The sequence below is a fragment of the Solirubrobacter soli DSM 22325 genome (genome assembly GCF_000423665.1).
GTDB lineage: Bacteria > Actinomycetota > Thermoleophilia > Solirubrobacterales > Solirubrobacteraceae > Solirubrobacter > Solirubrobacter soli.
Map to the genome: position 1 here is coordinate 498,856 of NZ_KE384070.1, position 22,913 is coordinate 521,768.

Annotated in this window: 26 protein-coding genes and 1 pseudogene; 19 read left to right on the forward strand and 8 right to left on the reverse strand. The window is 72.8% G+C overall.

The genetic code is table 11. The features are described from left to right. The first annotated feature begins 9 nt into the window (after nucleotides 1–9). The 12 genes and pseudogenes from G569_RS66590 to G569_RS65720 form a co-directional block, all read left to right on the forward strand. Nucleotides 10–783, forward strand: coding sequence for an energy-coupling factor ABC transporter ATP-binding protein (locus tag G569_RS66590; RefSeq protein WP_371683505.1), 774 nt, complete (start codon nucleotides 10–12; stop codon nucleotides 781–783). Further along, nucleotides 780–1,490: a precorrin-3B C(17)-methyltransferase gene (locus tag G569_RS54190; protein WP_084286049.1), complete on the forward strand. Its 711-nt coding sequence runs from the start codon at nucleotides 780–782 to the stop codon at nucleotides 1,488–1,490. Before G569_RS66590 ends, G569_RS54190 begins: the two co-directional genes overlap by 4 nt. Further along, a complete protein-coding gene (cobA, locus tag G569_RS54195) occupies nucleotides 1,487–2,206 on the forward strand; it encodes a uroporphyrinogen-III C-methyltransferase (RefSeq protein WP_037501571.1) in 720 nt (239 codons plus the stop codon). Before G569_RS54190 ends, cobA begins: the two co-directional genes overlap by 4 nt. Further along, nucleotides 2,182–2,823: an energy-coupling factor ABC transporter permease gene (locus tag G569_RS0135155; RefSeq protein WP_028066889.1), complete on the forward strand. Its 642-nt coding sequence runs from the start codon at nucleotides 2,182–2,184 to the stop codon at nucleotides 2,821–2,823. The genes cobA and G569_RS0135155 overlap by 25 nt, the downstream gene beginning before the upstream one ends. Then, nucleotides 2,820–3,611 carry a precorrin-4 C(11)-methyltransferase gene (gene cobM / locus G569_RS0135160; protein ID WP_028066890.1) on the forward strand — a complete coding sequence of 264 codons (792 nt, stop codon included), beginning with the start codon at nucleotides 2,820–2,822 and terminating at the stop codon, nucleotides 3,609–3,611. Before G569_RS0135155 ends, cobM begins: the two co-directional genes overlap by 4 nt. Continuing rightward, nucleotides 3,608–4,726 (forward strand): precorrin-6y C5,15-methyltransferase (decarboxylating) subunit CbiE, encoded by a 1,119-nt coding sequence (gene cbiE, locus G569_RS0135165; protein ID WP_028066891.1) that lies wholly within the window; start codon nucleotides 3,608–3,610, stop codon nucleotides 4,724–4,726. The genes cobM and cbiE overlap by 4 nt, the downstream gene beginning before the upstream one ends. A 44-nt stretch (nucleotides 4,727–4,770) precedes the next feature. Continuing rightward, complete coding sequence (locus G569_RS61785) at nucleotides 4,771–5,325, forward strand: cobalamin biosynthesis protein (RefSeq protein ID WP_211233174.1); 555 nt, start codon at nucleotides 4,771–4,773, stop codon at nucleotides 5,323–5,325. After that, nucleotides 5,322–5,888 (forward strand): precorrin-8X methylmutase, encoded by a 567-nt coding sequence (locus tag G569_RS0135175; protein WP_028066893.1) that lies wholly within the window; start codon nucleotides 5,322–5,324, stop codon nucleotides 5,886–5,888. The genes G569_RS61785 and G569_RS0135175 overlap by 4 nt, the downstream gene beginning before the upstream one ends. Then, on the forward strand, nucleotides 5,885–7,357 hold the full coding sequence (locus G569_RS59640; protein ID WP_053227448.1) for a bifunctional adenosylcobinamide kinase/adenosylcobinamide-phosphate guanylyltransferase: 1,473 nt from the start codon (nucleotides 5,885–5,887) through the stop codon (nucleotides 7,355–7,357). Before G569_RS0135175 ends, G569_RS59640 begins: the two co-directional genes overlap by 4 nt. Next, the gene (locus tag G569_RS59645; RefSeq protein WP_053227449.1) at nucleotides 7,351–8,055 is read left to right on the forward strand and encodes an adenosylcobinamide-GDP ribazoletransferase; all 705 of its coding nucleotides are present in this window, start codon (nucleotides 7,351–7,353) and stop codon (nucleotides 8,053–8,055) included. Before G569_RS59640 ends, G569_RS59645 begins: the two co-directional genes overlap by 7 nt. Further along, nucleotides 8,052–8,243, forward strand: coding sequence for a CbtB domain-containing protein (locus G569_RS0135190; protein WP_028066895.1), 192 nt, complete (start codon nucleotides 8,052–8,054; stop codon nucleotides 8,241–8,243). Before G569_RS59645 ends, G569_RS0135190 begins: the two co-directional genes overlap by 4 nt. 26 nt (nucleotides 8,244–8,269) lie before the next feature. Next, nucleotides 8,270–8,803, forward strand: a pseudogene (locus G569_RS65720) (CbtA family protein); the annotation flags it as partial. Between the two features lie 54 nt (nucleotides 8,804–8,857). Here the strand turns inward: G569_RS65720 and cobF are convergent. Then, a complete protein-coding gene (cobF, locus tag G569_RS0135200) occupies nucleotides 8,858–9,553 on the reverse strand; it encodes a precorrin-6A synthase (deacetylating) (RefSeq protein WP_028066896.1) in 696 nt (231 codons plus the stop codon). Between cobF and G569_RS54210 the strand changes: the two genes are divergently transcribed. Then, nucleotides 9,554–10,249 (forward strand): precorrin-6A/cobalt-precorrin-6A reductase, encoded by a 696-nt coding sequence (locus G569_RS54210; RefSeq protein ID WP_064750515.1) that lies wholly within the window; start codon nucleotides 9,554–9,556, stop codon nucleotides 10,247–10,249. On the opposite strand, the gene G569_RS59650 is transcribed toward G569_RS54210, so the two are convergent. Next, nucleotides 10,170–11,522: a plastocyanin/azurin family copper-binding protein gene (locus G569_RS59650; RefSeq protein ID WP_084286053.1), complete on the reverse strand. Its 1,353-nt coding sequence runs from the start codon at nucleotides 11,520–11,522 to the stop codon at nucleotides 10,170–10,172. The genes G569_RS54210 and G569_RS59650 overlap by 80 nt on opposite strands. On the opposite strand from G569_RS59650, the gene G569_RS54220 reads away from it, so the two are divergent. Genes G569_RS54220 through rpiA form a run of 3 tightly spaced genes read left to right on the forward strand, consistent with a single transcriptional unit; the run spans nucleotide 11,504 to nucleotide 14,122 of the window. Next, nucleotides 11,504–12,454, forward strand: coding sequence for an SGNH hydrolase domain-containing protein (locus G569_RS54220; RefSeq protein WP_037501216.1), 951 nt, complete (start codon nucleotides 11,504–11,506; stop codon nucleotides 12,452–12,454). The two genes, G569_RS59650 and G569_RS54220, sit on opposite strands and share 19 nt — an antisense overlap. 4 nt (nucleotides 12,455–12,458) lie before the next feature. Continuing rightward, the gene (locus tag G569_RS0135220) at nucleotides 12,459–13,487 is read left to right on the forward strand and encodes a M42 family metallopeptidase (protein ID WP_028066898.1); all 1,029 of its coding nucleotides are present in this window, start codon (nucleotides 12,459–12,461) and stop codon (nucleotides 13,485–13,487) included. Further along, a complete protein-coding gene (gene rpiA / locus G569_RS0135225) occupies nucleotides 13,484–14,122 on the forward strand; it encodes a ribose 5-phosphate isomerase A (protein ID WP_028066899.1) in 639 nt (212 codons plus the stop codon). Before G569_RS0135220 ends, rpiA begins: the two co-directional genes overlap by 4 nt. On the opposite strand, the gene G569_RS54225 is transcribed toward rpiA, so the two are convergent. From G569_RS54225 to G569_RS0135245, 4 genes are read right to left on the reverse strand one after another with little or no spacing between them, the layout of a single operon-like run. Next, nucleotides 14,119–15,261: an AlkA N-terminal domain-containing protein gene (locus G569_RS54225; RefSeq protein WP_037501219.1), complete on the reverse strand. Its 1,143-nt coding sequence runs from the start codon at nucleotides 15,259–15,261 to the stop codon at nucleotides 14,119–14,121. The genes rpiA and G569_RS54225 overlap by 4 nt on opposite strands. A 7-nt stretch (nucleotides 15,262–15,268) precedes the next feature. Further along, nucleotides 15,269–16,189 (reverse strand): radical SAM protein, encoded by a 921-nt coding sequence (locus tag G569_RS54230; RefSeq protein ID WP_053227450.1) that lies wholly within the window; start codon nucleotides 16,187–16,189, stop codon nucleotides 15,269–15,271. Beyond that, the gene (locus G569_RS54235; protein ID WP_053227451.1) at nucleotides 16,186–16,911 is read right to left on the reverse strand and encodes an isocitrate lyase/PEP mutase family protein; all 726 of its coding nucleotides are present in this window, start codon (nucleotides 16,909–16,911) and stop codon (nucleotides 16,186–16,188) included. The genes G569_RS54230 and G569_RS54235 overlap by 4 nt, the downstream gene beginning before the upstream one ends. A 47-nt stretch (nucleotides 16,912–16,958) precedes the next feature. Beyond that, complete coding sequence (locus G569_RS0135245) at nucleotides 16,959–17,687, reverse strand: SDR family NAD(P)-dependent oxidoreductase (protein WP_169542311.1); 729 nt, start codon at nucleotides 17,685–17,687, stop codon at nucleotides 16,959–16,961. Between the two features lie 28 nt (nucleotides 17,688–17,715). On the opposite strand from G569_RS0135245, the gene G569_RS0135250 reads away from it, so the two are divergent. Genes G569_RS0135250 through G569_RS0135260 form a run of 3 tightly spaced genes read left to right on the forward strand, consistent with a single transcriptional unit; the run spans nucleotide 17,716 to nucleotide 20,104 of the window. Further along, nucleotides 17,716–18,885, forward strand: a complete 1,170-nt coding sequence (locus tag G569_RS0135250) for a Tm-1-like ATP-binding domain-containing protein (protein ID WP_028066901.1) — start codon at nucleotides 17,716–17,718, stop codon at nucleotides 18,883–18,885. After that, a complete protein-coding gene (locus G569_RS0135255; protein WP_028066902.1) occupies nucleotides 18,882–19,703 on the forward strand; it encodes a phosphoenolpyruvate hydrolase family protein in 822 nt (273 codons plus the stop codon). The genes G569_RS0135250 and G569_RS0135255 overlap by 4 nt, the downstream gene beginning before the upstream one ends. Next, on the forward strand, nucleotides 19,700–20,104 hold the full coding sequence (locus tag G569_RS0135260; protein ID WP_028066903.1) for a cupin domain-containing protein: 405 nt from the start codon (nucleotides 19,700–19,702) through the stop codon (nucleotides 20,102–20,104). Before G569_RS0135255 ends, G569_RS0135260 begins: the two co-directional genes overlap by 4 nt. On the opposite strand, the gene G569_RS0135265 is transcribed toward G569_RS0135260, so the two are convergent. After that, nucleotides 20,088–20,867, reverse strand: a complete 780-nt coding sequence (locus tag G569_RS0135265; protein WP_028066904.1) for a TIGR03619 family F420-dependent LLM class oxidoreductase — start codon at nucleotides 20,865–20,867, stop codon at nucleotides 20,088–20,090. The two genes, G569_RS0135260 and G569_RS0135265, sit on opposite strands and share 17 nt — an antisense overlap. A gap of 71 nt (nucleotides 20,868–20,938) precedes the next feature. Further along, nucleotides 20,939–22,855: an ArnT family glycosyltransferase gene (locus G569_RS54240; protein ID WP_053227453.1), complete on the reverse strand. Its 1,917-nt coding sequence runs from the start codon at nucleotides 22,853–22,855 to the stop codon at nucleotides 20,939–20,941. Nucleotides 22,856–22,913 lie beyond the last annotated feature (58 nt).

The window sequence follows — 22,913 nt, forward strand, 5'->3', positions numbered from 1 at the left end:
GCGCCGGAGATCCGCCGGCCGGCGCTGCGGCCCGCACCGCGGGCGACAGCGGATGGGCCGCCCGCGCTCGCATTGACGCAGCTCGCGTACGCGTACCCGGACGGGACGAGCGCGCTCGCCGGGGTCGATCTGGAGATCGCTCGCGGCGAGCGGGTGGCGGTACTGGGGCCGAACGGGGCGGGGAAGACGACGCTCGCGCTCGCCGCGTGTGGGGCGCTGGACGACGTGGCCGGCGGCGTGCGCGTCGGTGGCGAAGCGCTGGAGCGAAAGGCGCTGCGTCGCCGCGTCGGCATCGTCTTCCAGGACCCCGACGACCAGCTCTTCATGCCGACGGTCGAGGCCGACGTCGCGTTCGGTCCGGCCAAGCAGGGGCTGCGCGGCGACGAGCTGCGCGCCCGCGTCGGCGAGGCACTCGACGCGGTGCGCGGGACCGAGCTCCGCGACCGGGCGCCGCACTCGCTGAGCGCGGGTGAACGGCGGCGTGTGGCGATCGCGGGCGTGCTCGCCTGCCGCCCCGACGTGCTCGTGCTGGATGAGCCGACCGCGGCGCTGGACCCCGCGGGCCGCCGCGAGCTCCTCGACGTGCTCGTCTCACTGCGCCTCGCGCTCCTGCTGATCACCCACGATCTCCCCTACGCGCTCGAGCTGTGCCCGCGCGCCGTGGTGCTGGATCGCGGCCAGCTCGTCGCCGACGGCGCCACTCGCGAGGTGCTCGCCGACGAGGGTTTCATGCGCGCGCATCGGCTCGAGCTTCCTGCCGGCTTCAACCCCCTCGTCGCATGACGCTGTCGATCGTGGGACTGGGGCCGGGCGGCCCGGAGCACCGCACCGCGGCGGCGGAGCGCGCCATCCGCGAGGCCGACGTCGTAATCGGCTACGGCCCGTACGTCGACCAGTGCGCTGACCTGCTCGACGACCAGGAGATCGTGCGCGGGCGGATGGGGGAGGAGACGGCGCGCGCGGCCGAGGCGGTCGAGCGCGCCGCCGCCGGCGCGCGGGTCGCGCTGGTGTCGTCCGGCGACGCGGGCGTGCACGGCATGGCGGCCCGGACGCTCGCGGCATCGCCCACCGGGTTGCGCGTCGAGGTCATCCCCGGCGTCACCGCGGCGCTCGCCGTCGCGGCGCGCGTGGGCGCGCCGCTCGCGGACGACTGGGCGACGTTGTCGCTCTCCGACCTCCACACCCCGTGGGCGACCGTCGAGAAACGGCTCACGGCGCTCGCCACGTCGGGGATCGCGCTCGCGCTCTACAACCCGCGGTCGCGCACACGCGTCGAGCCGTTCGAGCGCGCGCTCGCGATCCTGCGGGCGCATCGCGCGGGCGACACGCCCGCGGTCGTCGCCACCGACGTCGCGCGAGCGGACGAGCACATCGTCAGCACGACCCTCGAAGCGCTCGACCCGGGCACGGTGACGATGCGGTCGCTGGTGCTGATCGCGGGGGAGACCGCGGAGTGGGCGTCGTCGCACCTGATCGCGAGGCGCGGATGACGGTGCATCTCGTCGGCGCCGGGCCGGGTGACCCGAGCCTCCTCACGCTGGCGGCCGCTGAGCGCATCCGCACGGCCCAGGTCGTCGTCTACGACCGGCCGTCGATGGACGCGATCGTCGCGCTCGCGCCGCCGGACGCCGAACGGCACTGCGTCGGCCGCGCACCCGGGCGAAAGGCGTTGCCGCAGCATGAGGTGAACGCCCTGCTGATCGAGCTCGGCCGGACAAGGGACGTCGTGCGGCTCAAGAGCGGCGACCCGTTCGTGGCCTCGCGCGGGGCGGAGGAAGCGGTCGCCCTCATGCACGCCGGCATCGAGGTGGACATCACGCCGGGCGTGTCGGCGGGGCTGGCCGCGCCCGCCGCGGCAGGCATCCCACTGATGCTGCGCCAGCTGTCGGTCACGGCGACGTTCGTCGACGGCAACGACGACGACGAGCACGCCGAGCCGCCGGACTGGGCCGCGCTCGCCCGCCTCGGCGGGACGCTCGTAGTCCTCACCGGCCGTGGCCATATTCGCCGCACAGCAGCAGCGTTGATCGCGGGCGGACGTGACCCGCAGACGCCCGTCGCCGCGATCAGCGCCGCCGCACGCTCAAGCCAGCAGGTGCTCCGCGGCACGCTCGAGGACCTTCCCGCCCCGTTGCCCCCGCCCGTGACCTTCGTCGTCGGCCCCGCCGCCGCACTCGAGCTATGCACATCCCCGACGGCTTCCTGACCGGCGAAGCAGCCGCCCTCGGTACCGCCACCGCCGTGGCGGGCCTGGCCGTGTGCCTGCGCGGGGCACGCCGGTCGATGCGCGAGAAGGACCTCCCGCTCGCGGGCCTCGCGGCAGCGTTCTTCCTCGTCGCCGAGGCGCCGATGGTGCCGATCACCGTCGGCACGCAGGGCCATCTGCTCGGCGGTGCGCTCGCCGTCGTGCTGCTCGGGCCGTGGGCGGGGGCGCTGACGATCGCGGTCGTGTGCGCGATCCAGGCGCTCGTGCTCGGCGACGGCGGCATCACGACGCTCGGCCTGACGATCACGAACCTCGCGCTCGTGCCGGCCTTCGTCGGCTACCCGCTGTTGCTGGCGCTCCGGCGCCCGCTCGGTGTGGCACCGGCGGCGGGCGTGACCGCCGCCGTATCCGTCCTGCTGGCCGCCTCGATCTTCCTGCTCGAGGTCGAGCTGGGCGCGGCGGTCGAGATCGACCGCACCACGATCGCGGTCTCGATCCTCGGCTCCTACGCGGTGATCGCCGCCATCGAGGCCGGGTTGACGTTCCTGATCGTGCGCGCGCTGCTGGCCGTGCGGCCGGACCTCGTGCGGGCGGCGCCGAGACGGGTGGCGGCATGAACGGGCGGGTGTGGTTCGTCGGCGCGGGCCCGGGTGCGGCCGACCTGCTCACGCTGCGCGCGGCCCGCGTGCTGGGGGAGGCGGACGTCATCGTGTGGGCGCGCTCGCTCGTCGATCCCGCCGTGCTCGAGCACGCGCGACCGCAAGCGGAGCTGATCGCCTCCGACGACAAGACCTTCGAAGACGTCCTCGCGATCTATCGCCGCGCGGCGGAGCGCGGTCTCGGCGTCGCGCGGGTCCACTCGGGCGACCCGACCCTCTACGGCACGCTGAACGAGCAGCTCCGCGCGTGCCGCGAGCTCGGCCTGACGTGCGAGATCGTCCCCGGCGTGTCCTCGCTCGGTGCCGCCGCGGCGGCACTCGGGCAGGAGCTGACGATCCCCGACGTCTCCCAGTCGCTGATCCTCACCCGCCGCGCGCAGCGCACGTCGATGCCGCCCAACGAGGAGCTGAAGGCCTTCGCCGCCCACGGGACGACGATGGCGCTGTTCCTCTCGGTCCGCCGTCCGCGCGAGTTGCAGGCCGATCTCCTCGCGGGCGGCTACGCGCACGACACGCCGTGCGCGGTGGTCTACCGGGCGAGCTGGCCGGACGAGATCGTGATCCGTTGCCCCTTGAACGAGCTCGGCGAGCGCGTGCGGGCCGCGAAGATCACGACCCAGGCGCTCGTGCTCGTCGGCCCGGCGCTCGGCGTCGAGGCGGGCCGCTCGCACGTCTACGACGCCGGCTACGGCCACCGCTTCCGCCCGCTCGGCCGGCCCGACCGCTACCGGAAGAAGGGCGCATGATCACGGTGCTCGGGGTCTCCGGCGGGCGCGTCCCGCCCGGAACGGAACCGCTGCTCTCGGCGGCCGATGTCGTCGCGGGCGGCCGCGCGGTGCTCGACGAACTGGCGCCGCCCACCGCTCGCCGCGTCGTCCTCGGCAAAGGGATCGAGGCGACGGTCGCGGCGCTCAAGCAGGAGACCGGGCGGGTGTGCGTGCTGGCGTCGGGCGACCCCGGGTTCTTCGGGATCGTGCGCGCGCTCGGCGACGCGCCGCTCGAGGTGCATCCCGCGCCCTCGTCGGTCGCTCTGGCGTTCGCGCGGCTCGGGATCCCGTGGGACGACGCGCTGGTCGTGTCCGCCCATGCGCGCGACCCGCGGCCCGCGATCCACACCGCGCTGCGCCACCCGAAGGTGGCGATCCTCACCGACGACAACGCGGCGGCGATCGTCGAAGCCCTCGACGGTCGCCGCGTGACGGTGGCGGAGGCGCTCGGCACGCCGGACGAGCGGATCGGGAGCGAACCGCCCTTCGCGCGGCCCAACGTCGTGATCGTGGAGGGGGACGAGCGGGCGCCGCGGGCGACGAGCTGGGCGCTGCCCGAGGACGCGTTCGACCACCGCGCCGGGATGATCACGAAGGCCGAGGTGCGGGCGGTCGCGCTCGCCGCGCTCGGCCCGGGCACCGGCGACCTCGTCTGGGACGTGGGCTGCGGCAGCGGCTCGGTGGCGATCGAGTGCGCGCGCCTCGGCGCGGCGGTGATCGCGGTCGACGACGACCCGGAGGCGATCGCGCTGACCGCAAGCAACGCGGCCGCCCACGACGTCCCGGTCCGCACGGTCACCGGCAGCGCGCCGGCGGCACTGCGCGACCTCCCGGACCCGGACGCGACCTTCGTCGGCGGCGGCGGCGCGGACCTGCCCGCGATCCTCGACCACGTCGCGCCGCTCACGCGTCGCGCCGTCGTGGTGACGATCGCGCTGATCGACCGCGTCGCCCCGACGATCGATGCCCTCGCCGGCCACGGCCTCCAGGTGAGCGCGACGACGCTGCAGGCGAACCGCGTCCGCCCGCTCGCCGGCGGCCACCGCCTCGCGGCCGAGAACCCCGTGACCGTCGTCGTGGGGAGGCGCGCGTGAAGCCGGGCGGGGCGGTGGGGCACGGCGTGCGGGCCGTAGCAGCTGTGCGCGGCGCGGTGCCGGCGGGCGCCGCGGCGGCGCCCGAGCCCGGCGTGGCGCCGGCGGGGGCGGCGGGTCGCGTCGCCGCCCGGACACGCGGTGTGACCCGTTTCGCCCGCGAAACGCCCGTTTCTGCGGGTTCGTGCGGTTTCGTGCACGTTTGGGCTCGAGAGACAAGCACGCGTGTTCATTCCGGGGCCCGGCTCGTGGTCGGCGCGGGGTGCAGCCTTGGGTGCGCGCCTGAGGAGCTTGCGGCGCTCGTCGACGAAACGCTCGACGGGCTCGACGGGATCGTCGTCGCCGTGGCCAGCGTGGACCGGCGCAGCACAGAGCCGTGCGTCGTCGCGCTGGCGGAGCGGTTCGGTGTGCCGCTGCGGACATTCGGTGCGGCGGAGCTGAAACGCGTCGTCGTGCCCACACCGTCGCCGGTGGTCCTCACCCACGTCGGCACGCCGAGCGTCGCCGAGGCGGCCGCGCTGCTCGCCACGCGTGGATCCCTGATCGTCCCCAAACGGCGTTCGGCGCACGCGACATGCGCGATCGCGGAGGAATCACGTTGACCCGAGCGATCCATCCGATCGAGCAGGAGAGCTACCGGATCCTGCGCTCTCGCATCGACCTCGGCCATCTGCCGCCGCTGTCGCGGGCGGTCGCCGAGCGGGTGATCCACGCGGCGGCGGATCTCTCGTTCGGCGACTCGCTGCAGCTCGACGAGGACGCGCTGCAGCGAGGCCGCGAAGCGCTCCGCAGCGGCGCGCCGATCTACACCGACGCGCGGATGGTCGCGGCGGGGATCACCACGCGCCAGGCGATCGTCCCCGCCCCGCTCAGCGGTGGTCTCCCCACCCGGACGGCGGCGGCGATGCGGCTAGCGGCGAGCGAAGCACCCGCCGGCGCGGTGTGGGTCATCGGCAACGCACCCACCGCGCTCCAGCAGCTCATCGAGACGCCGCCGGATGACCCGGCGTTGATCATCGGGCTGCCGGTCGGCTTCGTCGGCGCCGCCGAGGCGAAGCAAGCGCTGCACGCCTCGCCGCTGCCGTCGATCTCCAACCGGGGCGAGCGGGGCGGGTCGGCCGTCGCGGTCGCCGCCGTCAACGCCCTCCTGTACTTCGACGCATGAGCCTGACCCTCGTCATCGGCGGCCGCCGGAGCGGCAAGAGCGCGGTCGCGGAGCGGCTCGCGGGCGACGGCGGCACGTACATCGCCACCGGCGCCGACACCGACCCGGAGATGGCCGCGCGCATCGACGCCCACCAGGCCCGGCGCGGCCCGCGATGGACGACGATCGAGGCCGCGGACGAGCTGACGATCCCGCGCGGCACCGTGCTCCTCGACGGCCTCGGCGCGTGGATCGCGGGCGTGATGCACCGCCACGACGCGTTCCACACGCCGGCGCCCCAGATCGACGCGATCGTCGCAGCCGGGATCGCCGCGCTCACGCAGGAACGCGACGACCCGCTGATCGTCGTCTCGGAGGAGGCGGGACTGGGACCGGTGCCGGTCGAGCCCGCGACGCGCCGGTGGCTGGATCTGGCCGGCGACGCGACGCAGCGACTCGCGAAGCACGCCGACAAGGTCCTGCTCGTGGTCGCCGGACGCGTGCTGCCGCTTCCGACCGAACCGGCGAGGCCCACGCGGGTCGTGCACGGCGACAAGCTGGTCCGTCCCGGCGACGAGGACTTCGCCGTCAACGTCGTCGACGCGCCGCCGCCGGAATGGCTGACCGACGCCGTCGCGAACGCCTGGGCGTGCATCGGCTCCTATCCGGACGAGCGTGTCGCGACCGCCGCGGTGGCCCAGCGCCATGGGGTGGACGCGCGCAACGTGCTGCTCCTCAATGGCGCCGCCGAAGGCTTCTGGCTGCTCGCCGCGGCGCTCCCGCCCACGGCGACGACCGCCATCGTCACACCCGTGTTCGGGGAAGGGCCGGCGGCGCTCAAGGCCCACGGCCACACGCCACGCCTCATTCGACGCGACCCGAACGACGGCTTCGCGCTGCCGCCGCTGCCGGACGCCGACATGGTGCTGGTCACGAACCCCTGCAACCCCACCGGCGTGCTCCACCACCTAAGGCCTCAGCGCGGCCTCGTGGTCGACGAGTCGTTCATGGACTTCGTCGACGGCCCGCACCCGAGCCTCGCCGGGCACCCGGACACCGTGGTGCTCAGGAGCCTGACCAAGCTCTACTCGGTCGCGGGCCTGCGGGCGGGCTACCTGATCGGGCCGCCGGACCTCGTCGAGCGGCTTCACGCGCGGCGTCAGGCCTGGCCCGTCAACGGTCCCGCGCTCGCCGCGATCACCGCCTGGGCGACACGTGCGCCCGACGCCGACGAAGAACTCGTCAAGACGATCGCGCAGCGTCGCGAGCGCCTGACGCGGCGACTGAACGACCTCGGCATCCACACCTACGAAGCCACCGCGAACTTCGTCCTCGCGAAGGTCGAGCCGCACGTCGCGCAGCGGCTCAGAGACCAGCGCATCGCCGTGCGTCCCACCCAGGATCTCGGGCTCGACGACGAGCACATCCGGATCGCCGTCCGCGACGACGCCGCCACTGACCGCCTGATCGAGGCCCTGAAGCGATGCTGACCGCGGTCGCCTTCCTCACGCGCATCCCGGTCCGCGGCGGCTCGGACCTCACCCGCGCCGCGCTGTTCTTCCCGCTCGTCGGCGCGCTCGTCGGCGGCATCGCGGCGGGAACGCGGGCGCTCGCGGACCAGGCGCTCCCGCCGCTGCCGGCGACGCTGCTGGCCGTCACCGCCGCGATGATCGTCTCCGGCGCGTTGCACGAGGACGGCCTGGCCGACGTCGCCGACGCGCTCGGCGCCCACACGACGCGAGAACGGCGCCTGGAGATCCTCAAGGACCCGCGGGTCGGGACGTTCGGGGCGCTCGCGTTGATCGTCGCGATCGGCATCTCCACCACGACCATCGCGACGCTCGATACGGCAGACGCCGTGAAGGCCCTGATCATCGCGCACACGCTCAGCCGCTGGGCGATCCTGCCCGTCTCCAAGCTGCCGCCCGCCAAACCGGGCGGCTCCGGCTCCCTCCTGCGGGTCACCACCCCGGGCCTGATCGCGGCGACGGTCCTCGCCGCCGTCATCGTGACCCCGCTCGGCGGCGCACCCGCCCTGCTCGCGGCGGCCATCGCGGCCGCCGTCACCGGCTTTGTCCTGCACCACACGCTCGGCGGCATCACGGGCGACGGCTATGGCGCCACCGCCAAAGTCGCCGAGCTCGCCGCCGGCACGACCGTCGTAGCCCTAACAGGAGGTACCGCATGACCGACGTGACCGCGCCGCCCGCCACCACGCAGGCCCCGTCGATCCCGATCGACGACATCGCGCCCTACGCGATCTTCTTCGCGCTGATCGCGGTGCTGCTCTTCTACTTCGTGGGAGCCAACGAGGGCGCCACCGTGCACGAGTGGCTCCACGACGGCCGGCACCTCCTCGGCTTCCCCTGCCACTGATGGTCCGCGGACTCCTGATCCGGGGGATGCTCGTCGGGCTCGCGGCGGGCATCCTCGCGTTCGTGTTCGCCAAGCTCTTCGGCGAGCCCCAGGTCGACAAGGCGATCGCCATCGAGGGGCCGACGGGCGAGGCGCCGCTGGTGAGCCGCGGGGCGCAGTCGACCCCGGGCCTGCTGACCGCGACGGTCGTGTACGCGACCGCGCTCGGCGGGATCTTCGCGCTCGTGTTCGCGATGGCGTGGAACCGCACGATCAAGGCGAATCCGAAGCGCACGGCGGCGGTGCTGGCGCTCGCCGGCTTCACCGTGATCTTCCTCGTCCCGTTCCTGAAGTACCCGTCCAACCCGCCCGCCGTCGGCGACCCGGCGACGATCGGGGAGCGCACGCAGCTCTACTTCACGATGCTCGCGATCTCGATCGCCGCCGCCGTCGCCGCGGTACGCCTGCGACGCGTCGTGGCGTTCCTCGCACTGGTCGTCGTCGCGTATGTCGTCATGCCCGGCGTGAACGAGGTGCCGAACGGCTTCCCCGCCGATCTGCTGTGGGATTTCCGGCTCGCCACGGTCGGGATGCACGCGGTGATCTGGGGGACGCTGGGCTTCGTGTTCGGAGCGCTAGCGACGAAGCAGATAGGTGTCGAACATCCAACCCTTGCGGGCACGGGCCTCGGCGCGCACCCGCACGATCTCGTCAGCGACCTCGCTCAGCCGTCCCGCGATCAGGATCTCGTCGGGGGTGCCTAGGTAGGCGCCCCAGTAGATCTCCCAGTCGCCCTCCAGAGCCGTGAACGCCAGGCCGGAGTCGAGCATCACGACCACGTCGCGCGCGCCGTCGGGCAACCCGGCGGCGACGCGCCGGCCGGTGGTGATCAGCACGTCGCCCGCGACGCGGTTCAACACCACGCGATGCCGCGCCGCAAGCGCTGACACCGCGCTGATCCCGGGGATGACCTCGTACGGGACCGCGAGGCGCTCCATCAGGTCGATCATGCCGTCGTACAGCGACGGGTCGCCCCAGACGAGGAAGGCGCCGACGCCATCGGTCTCGAGCAGCCCCGCGACGAGGTCGGCACGGGCGGCGCGCCATGCCTCGACGTCGCGGCCGCGGGGCGGGTCGTCGGCGACCACAAAGCGAAACGGACGCTTTACGTATCGATCGACGATCTCACGACGCAGCGCGACCAGATCGTCCTGCTCGGCGGCCTTCTCCAGGACGAAGAAGACGTCGACCGAATTGAGCGCCTCGACCGCCTGGGCCGTCACGTACGACGGGTCACCCGCGCCGATGCCGATGAGCAGGACCTTCTCCATATGCGGGTGCTGATCCTAGGCGGGACGACCGAGGCGAGAGAACTCGCCGAGGCGCTGCACGCCCGCGGCGACGAGGTCACGACGAGCCTCGCCGGGCGCACCGAACCCGCGGCGCTGCCGGGCGTGACGCGAATCGGCACCTCAGACCTCACCGGCTTCGACGCCGTCGTCGACGCCACCCACCCGTTCGCCACCCGCATCTCCGAGAAGGCCAAGGGTGCGCTGCGCCTCGAGCGTCCCGGGTGGGAGCCGAAGGCGGGGGAGATCTGGGTCGCGAGCGTCCCCGATGCCGCGGCGCATTGCGACGGCAGACGCGTCCTGCTCACCACCGGCCACACAGACCTGCACGCGTTCGAGGAAGTCGACGCCTTCATCGTCGTCCGGGCCATCACGCCACCGGACACGCGCCACGCCGCGCTCCTCGCCCGCGGCCCGTTCACGCTGCAGCAGGAGCGCGAGTTGATGCGCGAGCACGCGATCGACCTCCTCGTCACCAAGGACAGCGGCGGCCCGGCGCCCAAGCTCCAGGCCGCCCGCGAGCGCGGCGCCACGATCGTCATCGTCCGCCGCCCGCGACCACGCCCACCCGGCGCGGTCGCGACCGTCGAAGAGGCGCTCAGTCGACTACGTCGACGACCTGGTGCATCGCCAACGGGTGCAGGTAGCAGAACAGCTCGTAGCGCCCCGCGCGCGTGAACTGCGTCGTGAACGTCCGCCCGCCGGAGAGCGTGGGGCTGCCCTGCAGCATCGGCCCGCTCGCGAAGGTCACGTTGTGGGCGATCTTGTCGTCGAAGCTCCAGGTCAGCTTCGACCCGCTCTTGAGCTGCACGTACGGCGGGTCGAACGCGTTGTCCTTCAACGCGACCGTCGCGGGATTCCCCAACGGCGTCAGCGGCCACGGCAGGGACGTCAGCTCGTGCGTGTGGCCGTCGTCGCCGAGGACGTTCAACGGCACGGAGACGTCCGGCGGGTCGAGCCGCACCGGCCGGTCCTTCACCAGCTGCTGCGCGTCCGCCGGCAACGGCGCACAGTCCTGGACCGCCGGCGCCGCGTGCTTCGCCAGATAGATGTGCATGATCGACATCACCCGCGTGTGCGGCTTGGAGGAGTCGTAGATGCCGGTGAGGCGCAAGGTCTCACCGCGCCGCACCTGGATGCCGGTCGCCGAGAGGAAGTAGCGCGTGTCGATCGGGCCGGGCTCGTGCAGGATCGGGCGGGCCGTGTAGTACAGGTCGTCGGGCATGCCGTAGCGCGGCGTCGTGTCCAGCAGCCGGCGTCCGCCGCACTCGGGCTGCGAGAGGAACATGTCCTTGGAGCCGCCGTGCAGGTGGCCGCCGACGGCGACGATCCGCGCGTCGAACGGGACCCGCCAGTCGTACGTGCGGGTGTCGAGGCCGCCGGGTCCGCCGCCGCCCCACACGGGGTAGCTGACGGCGTCGCCGCAGCCGTTGGCTCGTACCCACAGCGGGATCACGGGCTCGAGCTTGCGCGACGTCTCGATCGTCACGGTGTACTCGACGCGCACCTTCAGCGACCGCAGCGAGTGCGACATGAGCATCGCGTTCATCTTCCAGCGCTCGCCCTTGGCCGTCGGGTAGCCGTAACCGGCGGGGAGCCGGAGCTGCTGGAGCTCCTCGCCGCTGCCGTAGAACGCCTCCTGCGACTTGCCCGCGCAGACCGACTGCGACGCGGGGCGGATGCGCTTGTAGAAGACGACGTGGTGCAGCATCAGGTCGCGGATCGTCACCGGCTTCCCGCGCTCGTCGACGAGCCGGGCGTCCATCCCCACGACGTAGCCGTCGAGCTTCGGGGTCGGGACCCAGAGCTTCGGGAACTCGACGTTGAACCCCGCCATCGCGACGGGCGCGGACCGCAGGACGACGGTCTTGCGGGCGGCCTGGGCGGTGCCTTCAAGCGCGCCCGCCAGGATGCCTGCAAGGATCAGGAGCAATGCGGTTCGGCGGAGCATCGCGCGTACCCTACGGCGTCGTCGTGACGGTGGCGGCGCTGCTTGTCGGCTGCGCGACAGCCCACGCGGCGGCGCCCCGCTGCTTCGGCGCGGCGGCGCGCGATCCCCTCAAGCCGTGCACGAACCCCGAGCTGAGGCTCTCGGTCACGCCGACGCCGGACGACGCGCTGCTGGAGGCGAGCGCCGCGTGCGCGCCCGTCACCTCGAAGGCGCCGCCCTCGCGCTGCCTGTTCGGGACGCCCAAGGCGAAGGCACGCCGGACCGTCGCCCTGATCGGCGACAGCCACGCCGTCCACTGGCGCGCCGCCCTGCAGCACGTGTTCAAGGTGCACCGCTGGCGAGGCGTGACGCTCTACCGCAGCCAGTGCCCGTACACCGGCGCCCGCACGAGCCTCCCCGAGCCCGACGGCTCCGAGTGCGAGCAGTTCAAGCGCGACACGCTCGGCTACCTGACCGCGCATCCCGAGATCGACACGATCTTCGTCTCCGGCAACACGGGGGCGGGCGTGGTCGTCCCGAAGGGCCAAGAGCGCTTCGAGGCCAAGACGAACGGCTACATCGCCGCCTACACGGGCCTCCCGGCCTCGATCCGCCACGTGATCGTCCTGCGCGACCCCCCGCACAACCGCGAGTCGACCAACGCGTGCGTGGCCCGCGCGGTCGAGCGCCGTAAACCGCCCGGGACGACGTGTCAGGTCCCGGTCGCGACCGCGCTCGCGCCAGATCCGGCGATCGAAGCCGCGACGCGACTCAACGATCCGCGGGTGCAGACGATCGACCTGACGCCGTTCATGTGCGATCGCGCCAACTGCTTTCCGGTGATCGGCGGCGCGCTCGTGCACAAGGACGTCGGGCACCTCTCGACGACGTTCTCGACGACGCTCGGCCCGTACGTGTTGCGCGAGGTGAACGCCCACATGGCAGAGTGGTGACCTCATGGAGGAGTTGCTCGCCGAACTCTGCGCGGTACCCGCGCCATCGGGCGCTGAGCATGAGCTCGCCGCGCTCCTGACCGCCCGCTGGGGACCGCGCTGCGCGGAGCTGCGCCGCGACCCCATCGGCAACGTGATCGCCCGCGTCGGCGGCTCCGGCCCGCGTGTGCTGCTGCAGGCGCACATGGACCAGGTCGGCTACGTCGTGCGCCACATCACCGACGACGGCTTCGTTCTGCTCGACACCGCTCAGGGCGACCGCCGCACGGGCCCCGAGCGTCGCCACCCCGTCGGGCAGCCGGTTCGCATCCTCACCCGTGGCGGGAGCTGGCTCGACGGCATCCTCACCGCCTCGTCCGGCCACGTGCTGACCGCCAAGCAGCGCGACACGCACGAGCTCAGCTTCAACGACTTCTGGGTCGAGCTGGGGATGTCGCGTGCCGCGATCCTCGCCGCCGGCGTGCACGTCGGCGCGCCCGTGATCTTCTCCGCACCCACCCGCCGGGTCGGCGGCCTGCTGATCGGGCCCGCGATGGACAATCGCGTCGGGCTCGCGCTGATGGACGCCGCGCTCGACTTCAGTGACCTCGCGTGCGAGCTGTGGCTGATCGCCACCACGCAGGAGGAGAACGGCCTGCACGGCGCGCGGGCGCTGATCCGCGAGGAGGGCTTCGCGGCCGCGATCGCGCTCGACGTCGGTCTCGCCGGCGACATCCCCGCGGTCGAGGAGCGCGAGTACGGCACGCGGCTCGGAGCCGGCCCGATCGTCGTGCACCGCGACACCGGGATCATCTACGACCGCATCCTCACCCAGCACCTGCTGGGGCTCGGCGTCCCCGCCCAGGACGGCCTGTTCGCCGGCTACGGCTCGGACGGGCTCGCGCTGGCCGAGGCGGGCTCGCCGACCGCGCTGGTCACGGTGGCGACCCGCTACACGCACACGGCGTTCGAGACGATCGACCCGCGCGACCTCGACACCACAGTCGAGCTGCTGCGCGCCTTCCTCACGTCACCCTTGCCGGACCGCCCATGAGTACCGAGTCCGACAAGCGCGCGGCCGCGGAGTTCGCGGCGCAGCTGGTCGAGGACGGGATGCGCGTCGGATTGGGGACCGGGTCGACGGTCGCGCCGCTGCTGCCGGCACTGGCGGCACGCGGGCTGAGCCTGCGCTGCGTGTCCACGTCGCCCGCCACTTCGGAGGCCGCGATCGCGCTCGGGTTGGACGTCGAGCCGTTCGACGAGTTCACCGACCTCGACATCGCGATCGACGGCGCCGACCAGATCGGTCCGGGGCCGTGGCTGGTGAAGGGCGGCGGGCGCGCGCACACGCGCGAGAAGGTCGTCGCCGCCGCGGCCGCGCGGTTCGTCGTGATCGCGTCCGGGGAGAAGGTGGTCGAGCGGATCGTGGCGCCGGTGCCGATCGAGCTGCTCGCCTACGGCGCGGCCGCGACCCTGCGGCGGCTGGAGCACGCCGTCGTGCGGCCCGGCCCGGCGAGCCCCGACGGCGGCGTGATCGCCGACTGGATCGGGCCGGTCGGCGACCCGCTCGAGCTGGCGCTGCGGCTGGACGAGGAGCCGGGCGTCGTCGCTCACGGGCTCTTCGGACCCGAGCTGGTCACGGACGTGGTGGTCGCGCGCGAGGGCGCGATCGATCACGCCACGTACTAGACGGGGATCTCGTCGAGGCTGCGCCAGAGCGCGGCGATCGCGTAGGAGCCGTAGGGACTCCAGCGGTCCGGATCGGGAGCGTCGCCGTGCAGCGCCCGGGTGAGGCGGTCGCAGTCGTCGAGGTAGACGTCCTTCTCGCCCAGGGCGCGCATCGCGACGTAGCCGGCGATCCAGGGGCTGATGCCCGGGATCGCCTGCAGCGCCTCGACCTCCTCGGCGATGTTCGAGCCGGCGTCGAGATACAGGCCGGCGTGGGCGAGCTCCTTGATCGCGTGCGCTCTGCGTGTGTCGACGCCGAAGGTCTCCGGGTCGGCGTGCGCCAGCGCGTGGGGCGTGGGGAAGCGGTGGGTGACGGTGTCGGTGGGATCCGTGAGCGGGGCGCCGTAGCGGCGGATCAGCTCCGCGGTGGTCGCACGCGCGAACTCGTACGCGTTCTCGCGGCGGATGATCGTCCGCACGGCGAGCTCGAAGCCGTCGACGGCGCCCGCGATCCGGATGCCGGGGTCGCCGTCGATGACGCCTTCGAGATGCGCGTCGATCGCCCGCGAGTCCGCGTCCAGGTCGAACAGGCGGCGGCAGCGCGCGACCGCCGCGGTGAGGTCTCTGAGGTCGTCGAGCTTGAGCTCGCAGATCAGCGCGTCGGGCTCGGGGGTGAGCGTCGCCCGGCCGCCGCCGTGCTCGAGCGCGAGGGCGCGGGTGTATGCGCCGTCCTCGACGTGCTCGAGGCCGGGGACCTCGTGGCGCTGCAGGAAGCGGACGACGCCGGGGCCGTCGAACGGGGGCCTCGTAGGGAGTCGCAGGCGGATGCCGCTGGCGGGCCTCGGCCCGGCGCGCAGGTTCGTCGGCGTGGTGCCGTACACCGTGCGCATCGTGTCGTTGAACTGGCGGATCGAGCCGAAGCCGGCCGCGAGCGCGATCTCCGCGAGCGACAGACCGCACTCGTCGAGCAGCAGCTTGGCGGCGTGGGCGCGTTGCGCGCGGGCGAGCGAGATGGCGCCGGCGCCGAGCTCGGCGACGAGGATCCGGTGCAGCTGGCGCTCGCTGTAGCCGAGGCGGCGGGCGAGACCGGGGACCCCGTCGCGGTCGACGAGGCCGTCGGCGATCAGGGCGAGGGCGCGGCGGGCGACGTCGGCGTGCATCGTCGCCTCAGAACAGTGGCAGCTGGGACGGCGTGTCATAACGCTCTCGCATGCGTTCCTCCCAGGTGCGGCCGCGCGGCTTGACGAGCTCCGTGAGGCGGTGGTGCTCGTCGCGGCGCATCTCGGAGCCCTTGCCGTACAGGCTCTCATAGCGGCGGACGAGCTCCGGCCGTGTGGTGCGCAGCCACTCCAAGAACACCTGCTTCGTCGAGCCGCGCAGGTGCAGCGGGAGCGCGTCGATGCTCTCCGCGCCCGCTCGCTCGGCCGCGGCGACGATCTCTTCGATCTGCTCCGGCGAGTCGTTGATCCCGGGCATCAGCGGGGCGATCACCACGCCGACGTCCAGGCCCGCGCCGGCGAGTTGCTGGAGCGCCTCCAGGCGTGCGCGCGGGCTGGGCGTGCGCGGCTCGGACTCGCGCCACGCGCGCTCGTCGATCGTCGGCACCGAGAGATACGCCGTGAAGCGGGTGCGCTCGGCGATCTGCAGCATCAGGTCGATGTCGCGGGTCAGCAGCGGGGACTTCGTGAGCACGCTGCAGGGGTTCGCGGCGTCTCGGAGGGCTTTCCAGATGCCCCGCATCAGCTGGTAGCGGCCTTCCACCCACTGGTACGGGTCGGTGTTCGTCCCGAGCGCGACGTGCTCGCGCTTCCAGCTCGGCTTCCCCAGTTCTGTGCGCAGGACCTCGGCGACGTTGACCTTGACCACGATCTCGCGCTCGAAGTCGTCGCCCGCGTTCATGCCGAGGTACTCGTGGGTGGGGCGGGCGAAGCAGTACGTGCACGCGTGGGTGCAGCCGCGGTACGGGTTGATCGTCCAACCCCACGGCATCCGCCCCTGCACCCGGTTCAGCGCCGACTTGGCCTGCACCTCGTGAAAGCGCGTCGTCAGCGCCTCCGGCCCGTCGGCGATCTCCGCCTCCCACCTCACGCGAACAGCGCGTCGAACCGCCCGTGGGTGAGGAGGTCGGTCGCGATCCGCTCGACCAGCCGCAGGCACGCGTCGTAAGGCGCGTTGCCGACGGACACGCGGCGCACGCCCAGCGCTTCGAGCTCGGGAATCGAGGGCGTGGCGGGGCTGACGTAGGCGTTCAGCGGCCCGTCGAGCCGGTCGACCACGCTGCTCACGTCGCTGATGCCGGGTGCGAAGACGCAATCGGCGCCGGCCGCCAGGTAGGCGTTCCCACGCTCGACCACGACGTCGGCGTCGTCGCCGGGGTCGAGCCACGAGTCGACGCGGGCGTTGATCACGAGGTTGCTGCCCGCGACCCGTCGGATCGCCGCGATGTTCGCGGTGGCGTCCTCGACGGAGAGCAGCGCGCCTTGCCGCGCGTCCTCGATGTTGAGCCCGATCACGCCGATCTCGAGCAGCCGCTCGGCGGTCCCGGCCGCGTCGCCGTAGCCCGCCTCGACGTCGGCCGTCACGGGCACGTCGACGCCGTCGACGATGCGCTTGATCGCACCGAGCATCTCGTCGCGCGGGATCCTCTCGCCGTCGTCGTAGCCGAGCCCGCGCGCGATCGCCATGCTGCTCGTCCCGATCGCGACCGGCCGCAGTCGCGCCATCACCCGCGCGCTCGCGACGTCGAACGCGTTGGGTACCACCACGATCGGCCCGTCCTTGTGGCGCGCCGCGAACTCCGCTGCCGTCATGGCGTTCAGCGTGACGGCGGCGGGTGGGTCTGTCTGGCGGTTTTCGGTCAGGTGACGCTGAAGCCGCCGTCGACGTCCTGGATCGTGCCGGTCACCCAGCCGGCACGGTCCGACGCCAGCCACGCGATCGCCGCGGCGACGTCCTCGGCCTCGCCGAGGCGGCGGAGCGGGTACATCCCCGCCATCGCCTCCGCGCGGTTCTCGAAGTCCGGGCGATCCGTGTGCGCCAGCGCCGTCTTCACCACCGCGGGCAGCACCGCGTTCGCGCGAATCCCGTCGGGGCCGTAGTCGACCGCGAGCTGCTTGGTCAAAGACACGATCCCGCCCTTGGCCGCCGCGTACGCGCCGTGGCCGGGGACGACCTTGTGCGACAGCGTCGAACCCACGTTGACGATCGAGCGGTCACCGGTTGCAGCGAGCAGGTGTGGGAGCGCCGCTCGGAGCACGCGGAAGTGGCCGGTGAGGTTGACCGCGAGCTGTTCGTCCCAGCACGCGTCGTCGATCTCGTGCACGCGCAGGTTGCGGCGGATCGCGCCCGCGTTGTTCACCACGACGTGCAGCCCGCCCAACGCGTCGACGGCGTCGCGCACGATCCGGTCCGCCTCGGTGGTGATGTCGCCCACGACGACGACCGCGTCGGGGAGCCCGGAAGCGATCTCCTCGAGCGGCTCGCGGCGGCGGCCCACGAGCGCGACGCGCGTGCCGTCGGCGGCGAGCGCTCCCGCGGTGGCGGCGCCGATCCCGGTTCCGGCCCCGGTGATGAGTGCAGTCCTCACGAGCCGCGGAAGGTACAGTGCGCCGGGCATGGCCGTCCTGCTGATCGGGACCCTCGACACCAAAGGCGAGGAGCTCGCGTTCCTGCGCGCCCGCCTGCAGCAGGCGGGAGTCGAGGTGCTGCTCGCCGACGCGGGGACCGTCGGTCCGCCGAAGGTCGAGCCGGACGTCGCCCGCGACGAGATCGCCGACACCTCAGGCCTCGGCGACCGCGGCGCGGCCGTGACCGCGATGGCCGAAGGCGCCGCCAGGCTCGCGAAACGCCTCCACGAGGAGGGGAGGATCGACGGGGTGCTGGGCGCGGGCGGCTCGGGCAACACGGCGATCGCCACCGCCGCGATGCGCGCTCTGCCCGTCGGCGTGCCGAAGCTGATGGTCTCGACGATGGCCGCGGGCGACACGAGCGACTACGTCGGCGGCACGGACATCACGATGATGGCCTCGGTCACCGACGTCGCGGGCCTGAACTCGATCTCCGCCCGCGTGCTGGCGAACGCCGCCGCGGCGATGGCGGGCATGGTGGGCGCAGCGCCGGTCGAGCACGACGACTCCAAGCCGCTGATCGGCGCGACGATGTTCGGCGTCACCACGCCGTGCGTCGACCACGCGCGCGCCCTCCTCGAGCAGCGCGGGTACGAGGTGCTCGTCTTCCACGCGACCGGCACCGGCGGGCGCGCCATGGAGGCGCTGGTGGACTCGGGCTTCCTCGCCGGCGTGCTGGACGCCACGACGACCGAGCTCTGCGACGACCTCGTCGGTGGCGTGCTCTCAGCAGGCCCGGATCGGCTGGAGGCGGCGGGCCGCAAGGGCATCCCGCAGGTCGTCTCGCTCGGCGCGCTCGACATGGTGAACTTCGGGGCAAAGGACACCGTCCCGCCGCAGTTCGCCGACCGCAACCTGTACGTGCACAACCCGTCGGTGACGCTGATGCGCACGACGCCCGAGGAGTGCGCCGAGCTGGGCCGGAGGATCGCGCGCAAGCTCTCGGCGGCCACGGGTCCGACGGTGCTGTTCATCCCGAAGCGCGGCGTCTCGCTGATCGACGCCGAGGGCCAGCCGTTCCACGACCCCGAGGCGGACGCCGCGCTCTTCGAAGCGGTCCGCGAAGCTGACGTCGAGGTGATCGAGCTGGACAACGACATCAACGACGAGGCGTTCGCCGCAGCGATGGCGGACAAGCTCGACGAGCTGCTCTCATGACGGGCGACGAAGCCCGTAGGCGCCTCCGCGCGACGGTGCGCGACGGCGGCGTGATCATCGGCGCCGGCGCGGGCACCGGCCTGTCCGCCAAGTGCGCCCAGGATGGCGGCGCGGACCTGATCATCATCTACAACTCCGGCCGCTACCGCATGGCGGGCCGCGGCTCGCTCGCCGGCCTGATGCCCTACGGCGACGCCAACGCGATCGTCCTCGACATGGCCCGCGAGGTTCTGCCCGTCGCCCGCGACACCCCCGTGCTCGCCGGCGTCTGCGGCACCGACCCCTTCCGCCTCATGGACCGTTTCCTCGACGAGGTGCAGCGCACGGGCTTCGCCGGCGTCCAGAACTTCCCCACGGTCGGCCTGATCGACGGCACCTTCCGGCTCAACCTGGAGGAGACGGGGATGAGCTACGCGCTCGAGGTCGAGATGATCCGCGAGGCCGCCGGGCTGGGCCTGCTCACGTGCCCGTACGTCTTCGACCCGCGGCAGGCCGCCGCGATGACCGAGGCGGGTGCCGACGTGCTGGTGCCGCACATGGGCCTGACCACGAAGGGCACGATCGGCGCCCAGACCGCCAAGACCCTCGACCAGTGCGTCGAGGAGATCCAGGCGATGCGCGACGCCGCGATCCGGGAGAACCCCGACGTCCTCGTCCTCTGCCATGGCGGCCCGCTCGCCGAGCCGGCCGACGCCCAGTACGTCCTCGAGCGCACCGAGGGCATCGTCGGCTTCTTCGGCGCGTCGAGCATGGAGCGCCTCCCGACCGAGGTCGCGATGACCGAGAACATGCGCCGCTTCAAGGAGCTGACCCTGTGAGTTCGAAACTGATCGACCCCGCCGAACTACCCACGATGTCCTTCGACTGGGGCGTGATCAAGCCGCTCGTCGCGGGCGTCTCGGACAACGTCAGCCTGATGCACGTCGTGCTGCTGCCCGGCCAGGGCCACGAGCGCCACAACCACCCTGACGCCGACGAGATCCTCTACGTCCTGAGCGGCACCGGCGAGCAGATGGTCGACGACACGACCACGTTCGACGTCCGCCCCGGCCACACGATCTGGATTCCGAAGGCCGCGTTCCACTCGACGTTGAACACGGGCTGGGAGCCGCTCGTCCTGCTCGCCGTCTACGCGCCAGGCGGCGCCGAAGACGCGTTGAAAGGTCTCCCGGACTACCGCGAACTGGCGCCGGGCGAGGCGCCTAGATTGACGCGATGAGCTCGTCCATCGCCGCCCCGGTCGTGACCGGCGGCTGCAGGACGAGCCGCGCCACACCCGCCTCCTCGTAGCGCGTCACGACGTCCGGGTCGATCGGGCCCGGCGGGCCTGGCGTGATCGTGATCTCGACGTCCGGGCCGAGGCGTTCGCGCACCGCGCCGATCTCCTCCGGCGCGAGCTCCCACCCGTACCACCCGCCCGCCTCGCGTGCCCGCCGCATCGCCGCGGGCGAGTCGCCGCCGATCGTGATCGGCGGGTGCGGAATCTGCGTCGGCCGCGGCCGTTGGATCACGTTCGAGAAGGAGACGAAGCGCCCGCTGAACTCCGGCATCGGCTCGTCCCACAGCATCCGGATCGCGGCGAGCGACTCGTCGGTGCGTGCGCCCCGCTCGGCGAGCGTCGAACCGAGGGCGCCGAGCTCCGCCTCCAGGTAGCCGACGCCGAACCCCGCGATCAGGCGCCCGCCGGAGAGCCGGTCGATCGACGTCAGCTGCTTCGCGAGCAGCACCGGCTGACGCTGCGGGAGGATGATCACGCCCAGACCGAGCCGCACCCGCTCCGTGACCGCGGCGAGATACGACAACGCGACCAGCGCCTCGAGCCGTGGGTCGTACGCGTCGTCGGGCGCGTCCGGCGGGAGCGCGATGTGATCGCCCACCCAGATCGACTCGAAGCCGGCGTTCTCGGCCGCCCGCGCCCGCCGCGCGAAGGCCTCCGGCTCGGTGTTCTCACCCTTGTGCAGCCCGTAGAGCCCGAACTTCATGCGGGCGAGGCTACAGGGGGTGGGCGACACGGAGGTCCACAGTGGACCTTGTTGTCGCCCACCCCCTAGGGTCAGGCCAGCGCCCGCAGGGCGGCGGCGGTGCCCTGGAGGTCGTAGAGGCCGTCGACGGAGCTGACCGCCTGGCCGACCTGCGCCGCCGCGTTCATCGCCGCGGTCGAGCCGGCGCGGCCGTCGCGCATGCCGGTGTTGCCGTCGGAGGAGACGATGATCCAGCGGATCTTGCCCTGCGCGACCATGTCGGCCAGCCAGTCGATCGAGACGGTCGTCTCGCTGCCGGAGAAGCCGCCGAGGGCGGCGACGTCGGCGCCGGAGGAGATGATCGAGTTGGCCGCCCCGGACTGGCTGGAGATGACGAGCGTGCCGCCGCCGTTGGCCTTGATGTAGGTCAGGGCGGAGGTGAGCGACGAGGTGTCGCCGCCGAGCATGCCGCCTCCGGCGCCGGGCGCGCCCGTCGGCGGCGTGCCGCCGAACCCGCCGCCTCCGATCCCGCCGCGGCCGCCGCCCGGGCCGCCCATCGTCTGCGCGGACTGCGGGCCGCCGGCCGGGAACGTCGAGCTCGTCGCGTGGCCCAAGGTCTGCACCGACCAGGACGCCGGCGCGAGCAGGAGCACGGTCACCCCGGCCGTGGCGACGATCCGCCGCACCCGTTGCGACCGCGCCACTACCAGGCCGAGCGCGGCGGCGAGGGTCGCGCCGACGATCAACCAGCGCGCCCACTCGAGATCGGTCGCGCTGCTGCCGATCACGATCGCCTCGGTCACCGCACCGCCGAGCAGGATGAACGGACCCGCGGTGCGGGTGAGGAGCGACCAGCCGCCACCCACGAGCAGCGCGGTGAACGGCGCCAGCGCGGCGACGTAATACGGGTGGAAGATGCCGGAGGCGCGAGAGAACGTGATCGCGGTCACGGCGAACGCGCCGCCGACGGCGATCAGCCAACCGGTCCGCGCGTCGTCCCGGCGCAGCCGCGTCGAGACGGCCAACGCGACCGCGGCCACCACCGCGAACCCGAGGAACCAGCCCGCCTGTCCGCCGAGCGCCTCGTTCAGCAGCCGCAACGGTCCGGTGGAGCCGCCGAACGTCGAGCCGCCGCCTCCGCCCATGCCGCCACCCGGCCCACCGTCCTGCCCGAAGAGCCGGCCGAGGCCGTTGTAACCGAGGATCAGCGACCAGATCGAGTTGTCGTCGGTGCCCGAGACGTAGGGGCGGGAGTCCGCGGGCGTGAGCCACACGAGCACCGGCCAGGCGAGCCCGACCGCGGCCATCACAAGCCCACCCGCCAACAGCTGACGCGACGCGACGAGCCGGCCGCGCGGCGCCACCCACATCCACGCCGCGACCATGCCCGGCACGACCAGCAGCGCGGCGGCCATCTTCGTCTCGAACCCGAGGCCGACGAAGGCGCCCGCCAGCATCAGCCAGCGCACCGAGCCGCCCTGCCGCAGGCCACGATCCAACGCCCACACTGCCGCGGTGACGCACAGCACGAGCAGCGCGTCCGGGTTGTTGTGGCGCGAGATCGCGACGGTGATCGGCGTCAATGCCAGCACCAGACCGGCCACGAAGCCGGCCGAGCGCCCGAACCGCGACCGCGCCAGGTCATACACGAGCCCGACCGTCGCGACCCCCATCAGCGCCTGCGGCACGAGGATCGACCACGAGTTCAAGCCGAACGCCCGCGCGCTCAAAGCTTGTATCCACAGCGCGAGCGGCGGCTTGTCCACCGTCTGCAGCGCGGCCGAGTCGAACGCGCCGTAGAGGAACGCGTGCCATGAGGTGGTCATCGAGCGCACGGCGGCCGCGTAGTAGTCATTGGCCCAGCCGTTGAGGTCGAGCGCCCACAGATTCAGCACGCCCGCGATCGCCAACAGGACGATCAGCTCAGGACGGGCGGTCAGTGCGGCGAGCGAAGGGCGGGCGAGCGCCGTGCGACGGCGCCGGGGGTGGTCAAAGGCCAGGGTCGACATGCGACCACCATCGACGCCCGCCCCGAGCGGACGCTGTGCGTTGGCTTGGCGTTCGCTG

Coding starts and splice junctions, on each gene's coding strand:
- G569_RS59650 (WP_084286053.1), bottom strand. CDS start 11,522: ATGCTCCGCCGAACCGCATTGCTCCTGATCCTTGCAGGCATCCTGGCG.
- cobM (WP_028066890.1), top strand. CDS start 2,820: ATGAACGGGCGGGTGTGGTTCGTCGGCGCGGGCCCGGGTGCGGCCGAC.
- G569_RS54225 (WP_037501219.1), bottom strand. CDS start 15,261: ATGCACGCCGACGTCGCCCGCCGCGCCCTCGCCCTGATCGCCGACGGC.
- G569_RS0135155 (WP_028066889.1), top strand. CDS start 2,182: ATGCACATCCCCGACGGCTTCCTGACCGGCGAAGCAGCCGCCCTCGGT.
- G569_RS0135265 (WP_028066904.1), bottom strand. CDS start 20,867: ATGAAGTTCGGGCTCTACGGGCTGCACAAGGGTGAGAACACCGAGCCG.
- G569_RS54220 (WP_037501216.1), top strand. CDS start 11,504: ATGCGGTTCGGCGGAGCATCGCGCGTACCCTACGGCGTCGTCGTGACG.
- rpiA (WP_028066899.1), top strand. CDS start 13,484: ATGAGTACCGAGTCCGACAAGCGCGCGGCCGCGGAGTTCGCGGCGCAG.
- G569_RS0135190 (WP_028066895.1), top strand. CDS start 8,052: ATGACCGACGTGACCGCGCCGCCCGCCACCACGCAGGCCCCGTCGATC.
- G569_RS54210 (WP_064750515.1), top strand. CDS start 9,554: ATGCGGGTGCTGATCCTAGGCGGGACGACCGAGGCGAGAGAACTCGCC.
- G569_RS59645 (WP_053227449.1), top strand. CDS start 7,351: ATGCTGACCGCGGTCGCCTTCCTCACGCGCATCCCGGTCCGCGGCGGC.
- G569_RS54190 (WP_084286049.1), top strand. CDS start 780: ATGACGCTGTCGATCGTGGGACTGGGGCCGGGCGGCCCGGAGCACCGC.
- cobF (WP_028066896.1), bottom strand. CDS start 9,553: ATGGAGAAGGTCCTGCTCATCGGCATCGGCGCGGGTGACCCGTCGTAC.
- G569_RS0135255 (WP_028066902.1), top strand. CDS start 18,882: ATGACGGGCGACGAAGCCCGTAGGCGCCTCCGCGCGACGGTGCGCGAC.
- G569_RS54240 (WP_053227453.1), bottom strand. CDS start 22,855: ATGTCGACCCTGGCCTTTGACCACCCCCGGCGCCGTCGCACGGCGCTC.
- G569_RS54235 (WP_053227451.1), bottom strand. CDS start 16,911: ATGACGGCAGCGGAGTTCGCGGCGCGCCACAAGGACGGGCCGATCGTG.
- G569_RS0135220 (WP_028066898.1), top strand. CDS start 12,459: ATGGAGGAGTTGCTCGCCGAACTCTGCGCGGTACCCGCGCCATCGGGC.
- G569_RS59640 (WP_053227448.1), top strand. CDS start 5,885: ATGAGCCTGACCCTCGTCATCGGCGGCCGCCGGAGCGGCAAGAGCGCG.
- cobA (WP_037501571.1), top strand. CDS start 1,487: ATGACGGTGCATCTCGTCGGCGCCGGGCCGGGTGACCCGAGCCTCCTC.
- cbiE (WP_028066891.1), top strand. CDS start 3,608: ATGATCACGGTGCTCGGGGTCTCCGGCGGGCGCGTCCCGCCCGGAACG.
- G569_RS0135250 (WP_028066901.1), top strand. CDS start 17,716: ATGGCCGTCCTGCTGATCGGGACCCTCGACACCAAAGGCGAGGAGCTC.